At 46.3% G+C, this 17,371-nt stretch carries 14 protein-coding genes; 12 read left to right on the forward strand and 2 right to left on the reverse strand.

What is annotated here, in order from left to right; genetic code table 11:
• Positions 1–46: 46 nt before the first annotated feature.
• A complete protein-coding gene (locus tag AWU77_RS01215) occupies positions 47–808 on the reverse strand; it encodes a hypothetical protein (RefSeq protein ID WP_062058001.1) in 762 nt (253 codons plus the stop codon).
• A gap of 246 nt (positions 809–1,054) precedes the next feature.
• Between AWU77_RS01215 and AWU77_RS01220 the strand changes: the two genes are divergently transcribed.
• The 5 genes from AWU77_RS01220 (at position 1,055) to AWU77_RS01240 (ending at position 5,079) form a co-directional block, all read left to right on the forward strand.
• Positions 1,055–2,389, forward strand: a complete 1,335-nt coding sequence (locus AWU77_RS01220) for a hypothetical protein (RefSeq protein WP_062058004.1) — start codon at positions 1,055–1,057, stop codon at positions 2,387–2,389.
• Between the two features lie 3 nt (positions 2,390–2,392).
• Positions 2,393–2,908, forward strand: a complete 516-nt coding sequence (locus tag AWU77_RS01225; protein WP_062058007.1) for a hypothetical protein — start codon at positions 2,393–2,395, stop codon at positions 2,906–2,908.
• Between the two features lie 39 nt (positions 2,909–2,947).
• Complete coding sequence (locus AWU77_RS01230; protein ID WP_062058010.1) at positions 2,948–3,481, forward strand: hypothetical protein; 534 nt, start codon at positions 2,948–2,950, stop codon at positions 3,479–3,481.
• A 32-nt stretch (positions 3,482–3,513) separates the two neighbouring features.
• Complete coding sequence (locus AWU77_RS01235; RefSeq protein WP_062058013.1) at positions 3,514–3,804, forward strand: immunity protein Tsi6 family protein; 291 nt, start codon at positions 3,514–3,516, stop codon at positions 3,802–3,804.
• Between the two features lie 522 nt (positions 3,805–4,326).
• Positions 4,327–5,079 carry a hypothetical protein gene (locus tag AWU77_RS01240; protein ID WP_062058016.1) on the forward strand — a complete coding sequence of 251 codons (753 nt, stop codon included), beginning with the start codon at positions 4,327–4,329 and terminating at the stop codon, positions 5,077–5,079.
• 101 nt (positions 5,080–5,180) lie between these two features.
• Here AWU77_RS01240 and AWU77_RS01245 read toward each other — a convergent pair whose 3' ends face one another.
• On the reverse strand, positions 5,181–7,238 hold the full coding sequence (locus AWU77_RS01245) for a beta-propeller domain-containing protein (protein ID WP_062058018.1): 2,058 nt from the start codon (positions 7,236–7,238) through the stop codon (positions 5,181–5,183).
• 223 nt (positions 7,239–7,461) lie between these two features.
• On the opposite strand from AWU77_RS01245, the gene AWU77_RS01250 reads away from it, so the two are divergent.
• The 7 genes from AWU77_RS01250 (at position 7,462) to AWU77_RS01280 (ending at position 17,130) form a co-directional block, all read left to right on the forward strand.
• On the forward strand, positions 7,462–8,373 hold the full coding sequence (locus AWU77_RS01250) for a MipA/OmpV family protein (protein WP_062058022.1): 912 nt from the start codon (positions 7,462–7,464) through the stop codon (positions 8,371–8,373).
• A 118-nt stretch (positions 8,374–8,491) separates the two neighbouring features.
• Complete coding sequence (locus AWU77_RS01255; RefSeq protein WP_238582281.1) at positions 8,492–8,818, forward strand: DUF3019 domain-containing protein; 327 nt, start codon at positions 8,492–8,494, stop codon at positions 8,816–8,818.
• Positions 8,819–9,032: 214 nt separating this feature from the next.
• The gene (locus AWU77_RS01260; RefSeq protein WP_062058025.1) at positions 9,033–9,734 is read left to right on the forward strand and encodes a response regulator; all 702 of its coding nucleotides are present in this window, start codon (positions 9,033–9,035) and stop codon (positions 9,732–9,734) included.
• Between the two features lie 21 nt (positions 9,735–9,755).
• Entirely contained in the window at positions 9,756–11,081 is a 1,326-nt protein-coding gene (locus tag AWU77_RS01265) for an ATP-binding protein (protein ID WP_062058028.1), read from the forward strand.
• A 14-nt stretch (positions 11,082–11,095) separates the two neighbouring features.
• Positions 11,096–11,398: a hypothetical protein gene (locus AWU77_RS01270; protein WP_152625216.1), complete on the forward strand. Its 303-nt coding sequence runs from the start codon at positions 11,096–11,098 to the stop codon at positions 11,396–11,398.
• A gap of 545 nt (positions 11,399–11,943) precedes the next feature.
• Complete coding sequence (locus AWU77_RS01275) at positions 11,944–14,904, forward strand: TonB-dependent receptor (protein ID WP_062058034.1); 2,961 nt, start codon at positions 11,944–11,946, stop codon at positions 14,902–14,904.
• Between the two features lie 54 nt (positions 14,905–14,958).
• Positions 14,959–17,130 (forward strand): fibronectin type III domain-containing protein, encoded by a 2,172-nt coding sequence (locus AWU77_RS01280; protein ID WP_062058037.1) that lies wholly within the window; start codon positions 14,959–14,961, stop codon positions 17,128–17,130.
• The last annotated feature ends 241 nt before the right edge of the window (positions 17,131–17,371 follow it).

Genomic DNA, 17,371 nt, shown 5'->3' on the forward strand with positions numbered 1-17,371 from the left:
AAGTACACAACCATTCGATGAATATCGCCAATTCAATGAGCTAAAACTATTTCTTAGTTGCAACCACTTCCAAATCCATAAAATAAATCGTCGTAGTGCCTTCAAAACCTGAATCAGTGCCCATTAATAACCACAGGCTACCTTGATCGTCCGTTATGGTTGAATAAGCGCCTTTTTCTGTCATCACCGATTTTTTTAAGTAAGTTGTCACAACATCGGTGGTACTGCATTCCTGGCTATTAGCAAAATCACCGGCAATAATTGCATCGCTACCACCGGCTGCCTGATTGCCTTTGTCCCAATTCAACAATAAAAACCCTGTGCCATCATCAACGGCTTTGGGTTCATCTTTTGTCGCCCCCACTTTAATCCACACACTATTGCCCGGCGAGCCGCCTATGCCGACGCAGTTGTTTTGCGCATTAGTTCCGAAGGTCACTTTAAAACGCAAATCGTAGCGAGTGTTAGGCTCAAGTCCATCGACCTTTTTGGTGACAAACATAAACAGGTCGTCGCTGTGATTATTACCAGTCACCTTATAGCCTTTGCGCTGGGTATTTAACGCAGCGGGCAAATTGCTGTGGCTGGAGCCCAATTCATAAAATGTTTCCTCACCGGCAGGATAATCGGCAAAACCGGTTTTCCAGCCGGCAATGCTATCGTTGAAATCAATATGTAACACCTTGGTATTGGGGTCTGGTTTTATATCGTCGTTATCACTACCACAGGCGCTGAGTAACCCGAGTAGCGGCAAAATAAACAGGGATTTTTTAAGTAATTTTTTGGTCAACGCAGAAGGGATTTGCATTTTGGGGCTCCAGTTAATGTCGCTCAAATTGAGTGAATCACACTGAATCGATTGTGGGTGCTAGCGCAGGGCGAATCTGTGGCGGATATGTAGCAAGACGTTAAAAAATGTAATAGCAATCTATTTTCTGGGCAATCCATCACACACCTTGGCTTGACCATGTGGCCTGCAACCCATTAACGTGCACGCGCTGTTTTGCAGATAACAAAGATTTGTTCATTCCATTGAACACAAAGGACTGTTCCTATGTTTTCTATTTTAGAAATTAAATCCCGTTACGACCTCACCTGGGAAGATCTTCCTTATATCGAATCTCCCGTATTTGCCCACGAGCACGCCATAAAAGCCATTCAGGGACGCGACCCGTTCGCGCCGCCCATACAAAACCTGGAAGACTTCCGCCGCGCCGAAGTCCCGCACTACGATCCGCTTTTTAATCACGACTATGTAGAAAATCATCTGCGTCGTCTGTTTTTTGAAGGCCAATATTTCTCCGTCTCCCGCCCCAAAATTCCCTTCGCCCCCATTTTCAAATGGAACCCGTTAGCAGAACACCCCGACGGCGGCGAGTGGATCGCCAACCCGTTTAATTACAGCGAACATTGCACAAAAACATTAGAAGAATATGCAAAGCAACTAGGCGCACAAAAACGCAGAATGATGGCGGAGCAGGCGGAAGCAAGTGCAATTCCTGCGGCATTGGTTGCTGGTGTGAGAAGGGTGGTTGAAAGATCGCCTGTGGAGCAGCCGAAACCTTCATTAGAAAAGAAAAAAATTGCACCGCCACAAACGTTAATAGAAGCAGCACAACGATTAAAAGATGCCGGTCCTGCAGTGCGTGATGCAAAAGCAAATAACAAGCCATTGCCACCTTCCTCCTATTCGTTAGCCGATAAACAAGCAGTCGTAGACGCTGGGCTGAAAGAGAGATTTTTAGTCCGCGTAATCGAAAAAAATTATGCGAGTGACAAGGGGCATATCGGCAAGGTTAGGGAACACGGTCAATCCATATCTTGGACAGCGCCTTTTACTATGGTGGAGCATGGTGATACAGATGCAGAAGCTCTGTTAAAAGCCTTCGGCACTCGTTACGATCCCGATAAGGAATACACCATTGTTATTATTGATCTGGAGATGATGAATGAAATTGGTGACGTAGAAACGGTTATTCCTACTACGCAAAATCTGAAAAATCTAATTGCAGAAAATCCCCATATATCGACATTAACACCTGAGGAAGTAGAGCAGGTATTAAGCGACGAACTTGCGCCTAAGTACAATAAGTTTGCTAAAGAAAAATCGAAACAAAATGTAAGCTCAAATAAACCTGAAGACATGCAAGATTTAGCAAGTGCGATGGGATTTTCAAAAGAGGAAACACAGCTACTCATTAAAAGACAAAAACTCGCAGACCAAGTAGCCGCATGGGAGCAGTTTACAGGTAATGGAATGACGTTGGATACAACTTCTAGCACTCAAGCCTTTGGGCCAGTCGAGGTTGTCATGCTTGACAAAAAACCATTGAAGCTGGGCACTCTCAGAAAAAAACACGCAATAAAACGCGTTCCTTGCCAAGGATAAAATATGAAAAAATTTGATAATACCGATCCTGTAAATTTACTGAATGACCCACGAATCATTTATCAGTATGCGGAGTTTAAAGATCATCTAAATGAAAATGACTACTATTTTTGGTTAAAGGAAGGCGAGCATTTAATATGGGCGGTTACCGGACTAGGCGCGTCATTTGAGGGGCGCCCAAGAAAGTGGGTGGGCGGCAGTCAACTAGAAATCCCCAAAGAAGGATTGTCTTGGTTTGTACGGATGATTGAAGAAAAATTTCTTAAATCTGCTGTGGAGGGCGGGCTTCCGAAAGGTCAATATGGTTGTGAGGAAGTTATCAATGGCGAGAGATTAATTATATCTCGAATGTTTGGTACGCCGGGTTATAGTTTTCGCAATCATTCACGCTATAGCCATTTATGGGATGACTCAACTGATCCGCAAGACGCTATGTTCACTGACGAAATGCTATTTGAAAAGGGTTTGTTTGATGATTTCAAAAAGCTGGCTGAAAAAATTGAACAAGGAAAGATATAACAGAGTCGCCGAAAGGCGATTCTGTAAGAAGTATTACTCATGAATAAAATCGCACCTCGCAAACAGCTAGGAATTATTGACTACAAAAACGTGCCTATAAATTATGTATATCTAGGTAGGCTGCCAAGCCCATTTTCTAATCCCCAGAAAAATTATGAAAATATTGCCGACTTTTATGTCGGTGACGGGTACTTAATTAATAGACGAGAAGACAGAAAAAACGGAATTTCTGACGATATGCCAGAACAATTTGAAATGCCGTTGGCAGGGGTTAGTTGGATGATTAATGCTATAGAGCAGGGTTTTGAAAAGCCTCCGTCAGAAGGTGGGCTTGAAAAGAATAAATTACATACTGACACCACACTGAATGAAGAAAGGTTACGAATCATGTATGGCGTATGTGTTGGTGGTGAAGGTGTTGGTGGCTATACAATAAAAAATACAAGTAGATCGAGTTATATATTGCCGCGATATTCTCAACAATTCTCAATTACTGTCGATATTTGGCAACAAGTAGGAAGAAAGTTTTTTAAGGATATTCTGAAGCGAATTAATAGCGGTGAATTCAATTAGATCGCCAAAGAGTTCACATACGGTTTTCTAAGATGAATTTTACAAGAATTGAAAAATCGGCGCTCAAAGCAATTGAAAAATTCCTTAACCAAAATGTTGTGGATATCAATGAGCCATTCATGCAATCGATACTGGCGCAATTAAATTTCATAGCTAATTGTGCAAAAGAAGGAAATAACCCTCGAACCTCGCTACCAGAAGGAAAAACGTTTACTTACGGAATAATCGCTTCAAGAGAGTTTGCTTCGCCAGAAGAACTAGAATTAAACGAATATATAACGGCAGTAGACATGGAGCTCTATCCAGAAGAGTACAGCAACTAAAAACTCACAAGAAACAGACCTCCTTCACTCACCTAAACCCTCCCAACACCTCAGTGTTCGGAGGGTTTATTTTTAGACTCTGCGTTACCTCCCCCACAATCAACAAGTGATTCACTGCCTTTGCAGACTCACCCCGTAATAAACTGTAATTCCGATTGGCCGTATTTAGTGAGATAGTCTTTAATTGTTTCTCGTTGTTGATGGCTGCTTTGATTAAAGGCTATAGTCCTACAGGAAGCTCGGGTCGCGTAAAGTGAGTTTTCGAACTGGAACTGCTTTTAGAGCCAGCAACGTGCCCAAAGGCGCGTTGACTTTTAAAGGTAACTCGTGTCGATGTGTTAGGACTGTTAGTTGACGTATGGAAAACTGCGCTAAATCCTAAAAATAGTTTAAAAACTGCAGTCCATAGCCCATTCTCTGATGTCAGATATGAAACCAAAATATAAGATTCAACTGTAGCGTGTAAGTTTGCGCTATGCCTCGATTGCGATATTCGCTAAGCTTTGATTTAGGAGAGCAAGAATGAAATATCACGGAGCATTGTTATTGTCTGGAAATAAGATGCTGAGTTTTTCTAACGAATCAGAAGAATATGCAATTAAAAATTTTTTGATTCCATTTATCAATGGTCAAGTTATTGAAACAAGCACAAATGGCTCAGAAACACATCAATCTTTGATTAATATGAAGTCTGCTGTAGCAATGTCTATTTATAGAACCGAAACGGATATTGACCATAGCAAATTTAGTTTTTCTTTTGCTCATGGAAATATAGAAAGAGAATATGGTGAATTTGATTGCACTTCTGAGTTTGTTGAGAAAGTGAAAGAGCTACAAACAAACCCATCAACACGTTCACTGTTGGAGCTGGCCTTTAGAAAACCGGAAAATCAGATATTTGTAATTATGAAATTCGGCGATCCATTGCTCGACTCTGCTTATGAGGGGGTAATAAAGCCATTAGGTAAAGAATTTGATATTTGCGTTGTTCGTGTTGATGAAATACAAGACTCAGGCAAAATTAATGACCAAATTCTAGAAAACATTGCTAAAAGTAGGTTGGTGATATCAGATTTATCTGGAGAGCGACCAAATTGCTATTATGAAACTGGTTTTTCACACGCATTAGGGAAGGACATTATATTGACTATACACAAAGACAGCGATGTTCATTTTGACTTAACAAATTACCGCTTTATTAAATGGGGTACAGAAAAAGAGCTGCGAGATAGGCTAAGAGAGCGAATGAGTTCGATGTTGCGGGATAGGAGCTGACAAGCGACTGTGGAGTGCTCACTCGTCTGAATTGGTTCACAAAAAAGCCCAGCCGTCAAAAACCGGCTGGGCTTTTGGCTATCTGCCTACTAAAAACTAATCTACTTTTTCCACGGCCCCGCAATCACCTTCGGTCCATGCACGTAAAACAACGCATCGCCGTGCAGTATGCCGCGGTCGTTGCCGCTCCAGAGAGGGTATTCCTGGTTGGCGCTGCTTTCAGAAATTACTGAGCCAACATGATCGAGTGATAATTTCCCATTAGCTAATCCGTTTACTTCAAATTGGTAGAGGCTGTTGTTTACCCAGCGGCTGGAGACGAACTCTTCGCCTTTTACTTCTTCATACAAGGTCACTGGCAAGGTGATGCGCAGTTGATCGTCGCCTGCATTTAAGAAGGAGAGGGCGCGGTGGTCGTAGAGGGCTTCGCTCCAGCTGTAGGCACTGCCAAAAACATGTTTGCTAATTTCGTTAGGCGCTGCGGGATTGCGAATGTCGTAGAGTGAAACTTTTACACCGGTGGCGAAGCCGTCGCTGTTGGTTTCATTGCCGAGTGCAAATAAATAATTGTCGCCAATCGGATGCAAATAAGTAGAGAAGCCGGGTACTTCTAATTGGCCGGCAATTTTTGGATCTAACGGATTGGCGAGATCAATTACGTAAAGCGGATCTTTGCGCTCGAAAGTTACTACATAAGCTTTGTCGCCATTGAAGCGCACACCAAAAATATCTTCGCGTGGTTTGCCAATGGTTTCCGGATGAGTTTTATTCGGTAATTGCGCAACCACTTCCAATTCGCTGCGGCCAGTGACTTTTTGCAAAATACTTAATTTATGTACTGGCTCACCGGTTTCACCGTAATTGGTGGTGACCATGCGCAATACACCTTTGTGCTCATCCATACGGAACGATGGCGAGCCCCAACCCAATACACCTTCTACAGAACCCGTTGCAGAGTAATCGACACCATTAGCGTCTAAAGCAAAACGATGCACTACGCTAAAACTTTGCCAGGTTTCCCAGCGGCTGTAATCGGAACCGACAAGATAAATACTCTCAGTGGATGCGTAAACGGTTTCCACATTGCTATTCACACAGACGGATTCAATTAATTGTTGCGAGCTTAAATTAATCGCAGTGATATTAATCAAGCTTAAGTGACCGTCAGTCTTTTTGGTGCTTGCGGGAATCATGCAACCATTGGCACTGTTGAGCGCTTGTGGGCTGCCGCCGTTGATGGAATATTCCGGCAATAATTTTTCAACTTGGGTAGTGGCGATTAATTTTTCGTTGGCGATTTTTGCATCTTTCGTTTCGGCGGCGTAATCCAACGTGGGAATGTTGGGCACAAAACTGCTGATGACATACAGCGTGTTGCCAATTTTACGGGTGCTGAGTAAATCGCCATCAATCGCAAGCGACCAGGTTTTTGCTGGCGTTGCGGGAGTGCGCACATCGAACAAGGTTATTTCAATGCCGTTGTCCATTTGATAGGGCCAGATCATAGCGCTGCGCGCTGCATCGGCTTCGTCAACCATCAAGGGTTTACCATCGCTGCTGACATCGGTAACGACTTTTTCATTGAAGGCGATAAAATCCCAGGAGCGACGAATGGTGGCGATGCCTGTGGTGCCCTGCGCGCTATCAACTAAATACATTTCCGACACACTGCCCCAGTGTGTTGTATCGAGTTGTGTATTGCTGACTTCGCTAACGCTGGCGTTGGCTGGATTGGTAGCGAGAATTTTTAAGCTCGCGCTTGCACCTGTGTCGGTATATTCAGCGGGTGTGGCGAGATAAATATAACGGCCGTCATACTTTACGCTGTCGGCTTCATCGACATTGGCGACTTGAACATTGGTTCCTGAAAAAGCGGTGCCGGTTTTACTATCACTCGTATTAGTGATTGCCGTTTCGCGAATCATCATGCCGTAACTTTGATTTTGCGCCAGCGATACACGCAGACCGTTTTTCACCAGCTCCGACAACTCACTGGCCGATGCCTGACGTAATGGGCCGGGTTCGAGCTTGCTGGCGGAAAGCGCTGAATAATCAGTATTGACCTGCTCCCGTTGAATATTGGGTTCACTGCTGCTGGAACCGCCGCCGCAGGCAACCAGGGGCAGACTGAGTAATGCTATTTTGACCGTGGATTTCATACAGCAACTCCTTAACAGTAGATTTATGATTTTTGTGGTGAGCCTAAGCTTGCTGGTATCCTAAGTCGGCTTGCAGAGGGAATCTGTAATGGATGTGAACGAATATGTAATAAATTGTAATAGGCCAGTTTCCGTCATCCAGGTCTACAATTCATTACAGCACTCACCACTAAAGTGATTTATAAATAAGATTGTGTTTATTGACCTGTTTCAATACATACCTATGACCTTGTTCCAATACCCGTTTCGCACACTTGCTGCCGCACTTGTCTCTGCCCTATTTGTTGGCAGTGCGCTCGCCTGTGAGCCGGAGGCGGACGACTGTGTTGAAATCGGTAAATGGGAATTAAGCTTGGGTATTGGCGCCGGGGTGCGCACCAATCCGCTGGAAGCCACGCCGGATATTCCGCTGGTGTTAATTCCGCAAGTTAACTACAACGGCGAACGTTTTTTTATCCAGAATCTGGATTTCGGTTTTATCCTCTGGGAAAACGACACGCAACAATTCAATTTGTTTGCCACACCCAGCTACGATCAAGTGTTTTTTCATCGCTGGAATCCGAGCAATTTTTTTATCGATTCAAACGGCTTTGCCACAGCGGGCAGAGGTGGTGAGGATGAAGATCTCCCGCTGATTAATACCGGTGGCGATAAAGAATTGATCGCGCCAGGTTTTAAAGATGTGCAAGCGCGCAAGTTGCGCAATCGCCGCATGGCGGGGTTAGCGGGTTTTGAATACAGCCTGACCACTGCGCTGGCGGATGTGCAATTGCAATACGTGACGGATTTTACCGGCATTCACGACGGCGATGAGGTGCGCCTCGCGCTCGCTAAACATTGGGCGAGTGGGCGCCATAATGTTTCCACTTCTATCGGCGTGATTTGGCAGAGCAGTGAAGTCGTCAATTATTACTACGGTGTCACCGAGCCCGAAGCCGATCTGCGCGGCACCTACAGTGCAGACGCAGCCCTTACGCCAGTTGCGCGTTTGGATTGGAATTATCAACTGACTGAACGCTGGGATTTGCGTTTCTTGGCCAACTATCGCCAGTTACCTGATGAAATCTCAGCAAGTCCACTAATAAATGATAATAAAGTGATCACTGTTTTCATTGGGGGGGTGTACCATTTTTGATGGGAACCTGCTGAGCGCACGCGCATTAACATCGTTTGCGGCGTTTCTATTTCTTGCAGCATGGCTGCCGGGAAGTTATGCGTTCGCCGATGATTTATCAAACGCGAGTTCGTCCGCTTTGCCGCTGATTCAGTTTTCCATTAAGCCGCGCCTGTGTGTATTAAATGCGGGCGAAGAAGTGTGCCGCGATGAGTTGGAAGTAAAATGGTTAGCGGCGCAGGCGCGCTCGCTGTGTTTATATCAAACCGATAAACCCGAACCACTGCGATGTTGGGAAAATGCGATTCAAGGTGAATATCAATTTGAACTGACGGCGAGTGTGAGTACCGATTTCCAACTGCGCGAATTAGACAGCGATACCTCGTTGAGCGACCAGCGCTTTCAAGTGGTGTACAACGAAAAAAAATACCGCAAAGCGCGGCGCAATCCGTGGAGTTTTTTTTAATCGATATGAAAACCTATGGATTAGCTGCGCTGGTCTGTGGCTCCCGCTACGCGAGGATGACGATTCCCAATAGAATTGGATAATCGTAAATTATATATCCGTCGTCATTCCCGCTAGCGGGAATCCAGTTATTGATCTTAGACCTATGGATCCTCGCTGCAAGAGGATGGCTATTAGCAAATATGCAGGATTTTTTACACAGAGATAAAAATCTATGTCGCAGAACAATTTGATTTTATTAGTTGAGGATGATCGCCGCTTGGCGCAGCTGGTAAAAGATTTTCTAGAGAGCAACGATTTTCAAGTTGCTATTGAAGAAAACGGCAATCGGGTTATTCGCCAGGTGCAAAATTTAAACCCGGCATTGATTGTGCTCGACTTGATGTTGCCTGGTAAAGATGGCCTCACATTGTGCAAAGAATTGCGCCCGCAATTTAAAGGCCCGATTCTGATGCTCACCGCGCGCGATTCGGATTTGGATCAGGTATTGGGCTTGGAATACGGCGCCGATGATTATGTGATTAAACCCGCTGAGCCGCGTGTATTGCTGGCCCGCATTCGCGCGCTCATGCGCCGCTATTACCAGAATGATCCGCGCGAGCAAGAGGCGTTGGAGTTTGGTGAATTGTGTATTCAACCGACCGCGCGCAAAGTCTCCCTCGGTGGCGTAGAGGTGGTCTTATCCAGCCATGAATATGATTTGTTATTGGCACTGGCGGCACAGGCCGGGCAAATTCTCAGCCGCGAATTTTTGTTTAACCATATTTACAATCGCGAATACGATGGTTTGGATCGCACTATTGATGTACGCATTTCCCAGTTGCGTAAAAAGTTAAATGATAATCCCGATAACCCCACGCGGATCAAAACGATCTGGGGTAAGGGTTATTTGTTTATTGCCGATGCCTGGAAATAATCGTGGACGCTTAACCCAACCATGAATCGCGCTTTCATCACGCTGTATTTTTTTATCGTCGCCTCAGTGGTGCTCATCGGCTGGGGCTTGAATCAGTTTTGGGAATCAGTCGCGCCGGAGCAAGAGCCAACGGCGGAAACTCAGGCGCTGTTTCAATTGATTGAGCAAAACTTACTGGCGCAACAACCGCACCCAATTGCCAGTTATAGCCAATCAGCACAGCAACTCAGCCAGCAATTACATCTTTCACTCGAATTATTACCACTCGATGACTTGGCACAATCAGCCGCCATGCAGGAGTTGCGCGCGGGAAAAATTCTCGCGGCGCGCAGTAATGGCGATATTATTTGGTACAAACGCCTCGCGCAAACTGATCAAGTAGTAATGCTCAATATTCCGTTGAGTGATGACAGTGAATCGCCGTTTTATCGCTTGTTATTGATTGTGTTTTACCTCGCGATTGCACTGGCAATTTATTTGTGGGTCTGGCCACTCTCGCGCGATAGCAAAAAACTGGAAAGCCAAACCCGCAATCTGGGCAAAGACGGTGTTCCAGAAACGCTAAAAATTTCTCCCACTTCTACTCTCTATCCACTCGCGCAAGCGTTTAATCATATGGCGCAGCGGCTGCGCGAATTAATTGCTTCACATCGCGAAATGACCAACGCCGTTTCACACGAATTGCGCACGCCTTTGGCGCGGATGAAATTTGCCTTGGCGATGATTGAAGAAGAAAAGCTAACCGATAAAGACCGTCGCCAGTTGCGCAGTGTGGAGCAGGATATTGCAGAGATGGAATCACTTATTAGCGCACTCTTGGCCTACGCCGGTTTCGAGCAAAAAACCCAGCAGCTCAAACAAACCAGCGGTTTTATGCGCGATCTAGTAGATGAGTTACAAGTGCGTTTTGCGCGGCAGGGTTCACTGCTGCACCAACGCAACTTGCAGCTAGACGTGTTGGATACCACGCATAACGCCGAATTTATTTGCGAGTGGAAACTGATTGAAACCGTACTGCAAAATTTTATTGGCAATGCGGCGCGCTATGCCAAAACCCGCATTCGTATCGAGCTGATGCAAACCGCCAGCGAATACATGATTGCGGTGGAAGACGATGGCGCCGGAATTCCCGCCGATAAACGCGAGCGAGTATTTGAATCGTTTGTGCGCCTCTATCACGAAGAACAAAGCGAACAAACCACTGGCTCCGCCACCGGCGGTTTTGGTTTAGGCCTCGCGATTGTCAAACGCATCATGCAGTGGCACGGCGGCAGCGCCCAGTTTGTCGAACCGGAAGTATTAGGCGGCGCAAGAGCGCTGATTCGCTGGCCGAAAACTTCTAGCTAATCCCTGTTTCTTTTTTGCTTGCCAAATTGATTGGCCTCCTTCAATTACTCGGTCTTAATGGAAGCGTGGGGTTGTTTGATCCTTTGCTTCCAGTTGCCACCAAAGAATATGAGTTAATGGTAATTAGCTACCCGACACATAAGGTGAAATCTTACGAAGAATTAACTAAGTATGTTTCGGAAAAAATCCTCAACATTAAGCCAGATATGCCTGTTATTACTTTCAATACCAACCATTTCTTACTCCAATCTTCTCCGCAGGCGGCTTGGGAAGCGATTGATAAATTTGTTAAAAATCAAAGTCTTGTAACAAAATAGATTAATTTTTTTGGGTGTTGGCTACCAAAAGTAACAAATTAACCTAATCAAGTGATTAGGGTAGAAATTATCGTATTAATCGGTGTACTATCTTTATCTCGCTTGGTTGCGAGCATATAAAAACAAGCAAGAAGCACTTAAAAGTGCTCGCTTAATCAACGTAGTTTCTGCGTTTTACGGTTCCTATCTGCAATAGGTTTTATCTCGGTCAAGGCCAAAATCGCCACTGATTTTGGTGGTGGTTCTACGCGTCCTCTAGTCAGGACTTAGCGAGGAAGCCAACGAGATAATGACTACAACAAGCAATAAAATTCATTTCTTAGCATTACCGATACCACCGCACTGCGGCGTTTTTATCGCGCTATTGCGTGTGTGTTTGGTTATTTCTCTCGTCCAAGCCTTCTCCGATTACATCACTCAAATATGGCCTCGCCATATTTTGGCAATTCACATTAGCGCAACGCGCCGCCTAAATTTCTACTGTAGCTCAGCCGCAGTATCGAAACTATTCACAATAAATCTAAGTAGCAAAAGAGGGGAAATCCATGCATAAGAAACGTTTGTTATCGCTGTGTATTGCACTAGCGGCCGCGGGTCATTTACATGCACAAACTACGGCTTCATCCACACAAGAAATCATAGAGGAAGTTGAAGTCACCGGCGTGCGTAGTGCGGAACTCAATGCACGCGAAGAAGAGCGCTCCAAAAATATTTTCAGCTCGGTGATTTCGCAAGATGATGCGGGCAAATTTGCCGATCAAAACGTGGCGGAATCGCTGCAGCGTTTACCCGGTATTACCCTGCAAAAAACTGAGGGCGAAGGCCAGTTTGTGACTGTGCGCGGTCTCGGCCCGGGTTTTGTCAGCGTGAATATGAACGGCAATGAATTGGCCTCTTCGAGTTCTGATACACGTGCATTTGCATTGGATGCGGTTCCTGCGGATTTGCTCAGTTCAATTGAAGTATTTAAATCGCTTACGCCGGATATGGATTTAAATTCTATCGGCGGTACCGTCAACGTAAAAACCGTGAATGCGTTTGATCGCAAAAAAGATACGCTGCGTGTGAGCGGGCAAGTTGCGGAACAACTTTATAATGGTGATGCTTCACCCAAAGTGTCGGTTCAAGGGACTAATCTTTTTGCCGATAACACCATAGGTTTTGGTTACTCACTCTCTTATGAAAAGCGCGGCACCGATGGCTATTTGAATGTGCATCACGCAGAACAAGACCCAACTTATCGCCAACAAAATCATAAAGGTTTGAGTGGTCCTACCGGCGAGCGTCTATTAACACCTTGGCAATTTGAAGCGAAAGAAGAGCAGGCCGATAGAACCCGTATTGCTGGCTCGTTTGATTTAGGTTGGCGCCCGGATGACAACAGTGAATATTATTTGCGTTACAGCCGCACCTCGCTCGAGGATATGGATATAGCACTGCGCGAATATTATCGTTTTGATACAGCGCTGACCGCAGATCAAGAAGTGCCTTACATCGATGTTGCCTCATCGACCTTTGGTGTAACCGATGCTGAATTGCAGCAGCAATTTTTTATCCAAAAAGGTAAAGCCAGTACCGATGCGTTTGATCTCGGCGGAAAAAATACCTTTGCCGGTGAAGCCTGGGAACTTGATTACAGCTTGTCTCACTCTGTTGGCGAATACTCCAAACCGGATGGGCGCCGGGTGCAATTCCGCATTCAGGATTTGCCCATGCTTGGCCGTGCTGGAGAAGATTATATTGCCGCGCAAATTATTTCTCCGGCCGATATGGCACAGCTTGCTGGTACTACTACCGCCAACTTGGTAAATACCGGCGGTTACTTCTTGATGGATAAAACCCAGCGTAAACAAGGCGGCATGACCTACGATAATATTTTTATCGAAGACAGCTTCCGCACTGATACGCTCGATCAACTTAGCGCGAATTTAAAACGCAATTTTGACGGCGGAAAACTCAATTACATCAAAACCGGTTTTGTACTCAAAGAGCGTGAGCGCGACCGCAATAAAGACCGCTGGAGTATTGTGCCGGGCAATTACCCCAATGCTTGTGAAGGCGATGCAACCTGTGAAGATTTGCGCAATTCGTCGCTGGCGGATTTTGAAACTTTCACCCCGAACCACCCGGATATTCAGTACGATTTTATTACTCGCAGTGAAACCGAGCGTCTGCTTGCAGCGACTGCCCGTATTGCGAAATATACCGACCCAAATCTGACCGGGCAGGAGAGCCGCAAAGAAGATTATTTTCTGACGGAAGATTCGCAAGCGGTGTATTTAATGGCGGAATTCCAAACCAGCGAAAAATCGACCTTGATTGCCGGTGCACGCTATGAACAAACCGATTTTAGTTCCGATGGTTATCTCGCGATTCGCAATGACCGTTTTGTAGAGTTTGATAATGCGGCCAACTCCAATTTGGATATCGCAATTCCTTTGGCCGATACCAAAAACTCTTACGATGATTTATTTCCCAGCATTCACTATCGCTACGATTTGGCCGAAGACACCCTGGTGCGCGCTTCGTTGTGGACCAGTTTTACCCGTCCGTCGTTTGATCAGGCGCGCGCCTTTGGTGAAGTTGAAGGGCGTGTGGTGTTGTGTAATCCGGATACCAATGTGTGTAACGACAATCCACCGGCAAATGGCGGCGTGATTAACGGTCAGCAACAAATTACTACCTCTGGCGGCACGCTCTTCAATCTTGCCAGTGGTAATACATTGAGTATTGGCAATCCTAATTTGGAGCCTATGACGGCAACCAATTTTGATACGTCTATCTCCTGGTATGGCGATAACGGCGATTACTGGCAAGTCGCGGCTTTTTATAAAGACATAGATAATTTTATTGTCGATGTACGCGGTGCTTCGCTCAGTGCTGCGCAATTACCGCTTGAATTACCCTTTGATCAACTGACGCAGTTTAATGTGCCCAACAACTTGGTAATTGACCGGGTTAATTTTGCCACCAACGGTGAATCGGCACAGGTGTATGGTGTGGAGTTGTCTTACTCCAAATATTTTGACTCAGGTTTTTTTGTGCAAACAAATATGACCCTGATGAACAGCGATGCAAAAGTCGGCGATACATTGCGTGTGGGCAGCATCAATTTACCCGATCAAGCTGATGAAACTATCAACCTTACTTTCGGTTGGGAGCGAGACGGTTTAAGCGCGCGTTTGATTGGCAACTACCGTGGCGAAGTGTTGAAGCGTGTCGGTTCCTGTAATGCGGATGCCGCTGCTGCAGACGCCGCAGCCGGTTATGCCGAAAACTGCCGCACTTGGGGCGATGTATTTCAATCGGCCAGCCCGTCGCTGGACTTCAAAGCAACTTATCAAGTTAATAAAGCGCTGCAGTTCAGTTTGGATATGACCAACTTGACAGATGAAGTGGATAGCTTTTATTTCCGTGGCAATGAAAGTTCCGGCGGCAAGATGTTGTTTACCTCAGAAGATTATGGCCGCACCTATTTAGTCGGCGTCAGTTACAAATTTATGTAACGCAAAGGTAAATAACCAGGCTTTGTCTTCCAGAATTGATTGAGGATTTACACCATGAAAAAAATAACGTTATTAAGCGCAGTTTGTTTAAGCGCAGGTTTGGTTGCTTGCGGTGGCGGCGACCCGAAAAGTGCATCATCCAAGCCAGACAGTTTACTGCCCGAGGGCTATGTACCACCTTCATCGGCGAGCAGTTCATCGTCATCGACTTCAGCGATTGTGAATCAAACAATCCCGTATCATGAAAATTTTGATGCGGCGAATAATACCCGGCTGTTTTTTTCGGCCAATTACAAAGCCTTGAATAGCGATGCGACTCTGCCGTTTTATTTTGCGACGGGAGGATTTTTGGATGAGTTGGGTAACCCATCGCCTACGGCTACTTCCTGGATTACCGCTGATGCCAATCGCAAATTACGTATTGGTAACGGTCGTTTGAGTTTGGGTCAAACCAAGTTGGAGGTGAACACCACTACGGCGGATACCAGCATTCCTACCTGGGGTGAGTTTGATTTGAGTAAGGCTTACACCGTTTCGTTTTGTGTGGTGGAAGTGAGCTCGCCCAGTTCCAGTAATTTTGAAATCTACGTGGATAACAATACTACGGGCGGGAACAACTCCATCTATGGTGCGGGCAATGCCTCGCGCATTCTGCAGGTTGCAACCCATACATTGGTGCCGGGCGTACGCAAAAGTGTAACTGTGCCTGCGCCGGGAGCTGCTTTAATCGGTAGTAAAACGTCCTTCTTTCAATTCCGCGTCTCCAGCGGTGGCTATGCAGTCATTGATGATCTGGTGGTGGAATACGCCGATCAGCCACACAACTTCAACCTACCCGCCTGTATGGCAGAAACTTCCATTGCGCCCGCACCGGAAGTGGCACCAGCAACACCCGATGCACCTACTGTATTGGCTGGCGATGCACAAATTACCGTGACCTGGCCGAGTGTGGGCTTGGATGTAACCTATGAGCTGCTCTACAACACTATCGACTCCACCAATGGGGCCACCGCGTTTTCTGGTAATCCGCTCACCGGTACTAGCGCGACTATCGAGCAATTGACCAACGGCCAGCCGTATTACATTTTCTTGCGTGCTAAAAATGTGATTGGCACTAGCGAATACAGCGCCAGTGCCACTGCCACTCCGGCCGCGCCGACCGGCGTAGATGGCGATTACACCTGGGGTTTCAACCCGGAAGCCTACAAAGCTGTTGATGGCCTGTTCAGTTCGGCTTATTCCGATTCGGGCAACAACAATATTGCCACTTCTGAGCTGGAGCGCAGTGTGGATGGTGTGTTGGTCTTCCTCAACAACGGCACCGCCTTGCGCTTCCGTGGCAATGACAACAAGTGGAATTACAACGGCCACTCTTGGTCCGACGGCAGCAGCACCTTGACCCCTGAGGTGGGTGCACAAGCACCAGGTTTGCGCGCCTATGTTGGCTTCCCGGTTGACAGTGGTCGTGCGGTAACGCTGGAAGTGGATTTCACTCAAACTGGTAGTTCGGTTAATGGCAAAATTGTGTTGATCGGCAGTGACAACACCGTCTTGGCAAGCAAAGCCGCACCCGCTAGCAGCAGCGACACCATCAGCATCAGCTTGCCGGTCGGGCACAAGTTGAGCCATATCAAGGTGATCTATTCCCGTGAAGGCGATAGCTCCGGCGGGGTGAATATCGGCCCAGTGAGAAAAATCTACACCCCAGCGGTTGGGTTACTCAGTGAAACGTTTGATCTAGCCGATGCCGCCAACTTCTTCACTATTGCCTACAAAACCATGCCGGGCGATACAAGCTTGCCATTTTATGTTGCGACTTCAGGCGGCACTCGTATCACCTTTGCCGATGGCGCGTTGAGTATGACCAATGCGCGGTTTACGTTTGGTGATAAAGGCGGGGAAACTGCAGCAGAGGTTCAGCCAAATGGCGTGTTGGATTTATCCAAACCCTATCGCTTGAGCTTTACCGTCACAGCGGCGGCAGGAAGCGGTAATTTCCAGGTTTATGTGGATAACAATACCACCAGCGCGGGTAAATCTATCCACGCGGCGATCAGCAGCACCGCATCGCGTTTGCTGCAAACCGCGGCAGATTCGATCACTACTTTCCCCCATGAAGTGGTGATTGAGTCGGATGTGGGCACTGCTACCTCCTTCTTCCAGATCCGGGCGGATAGCAGTGTTACCAATCTGACTATCGATAACCTCAAACTCGAATATCAATAAACGGTTTGTGGCTTAGCAAGCTCGCCCGGCTAGCAATAGCCGGGCGAATTTGTTTTAAGGAGGTGAGAAGCACAGAAATTTTTAGGCGCATGAATGATTAATCATACTTGTGGCTAGCATTTGCTCAATCCTTGGGTATAGAATGCGAAAGCCTTCACAGAAAGGCGAAAAGAGGCGCCATTTACCTCTCTTGCATGCACTAATAAGTTTAAGCACCGCATGCTGATTGGTTGGCACACTC

Origin of the sequence: Cellvibrio sp. OA-2007 (assembly GCF_000953825.1) — a bacterium.
GTDB lineage: Bacteria > Pseudomonadota > Gammaproteobacteria > Pseudomonadales > Cellvibrionaceae > Cellvibrio.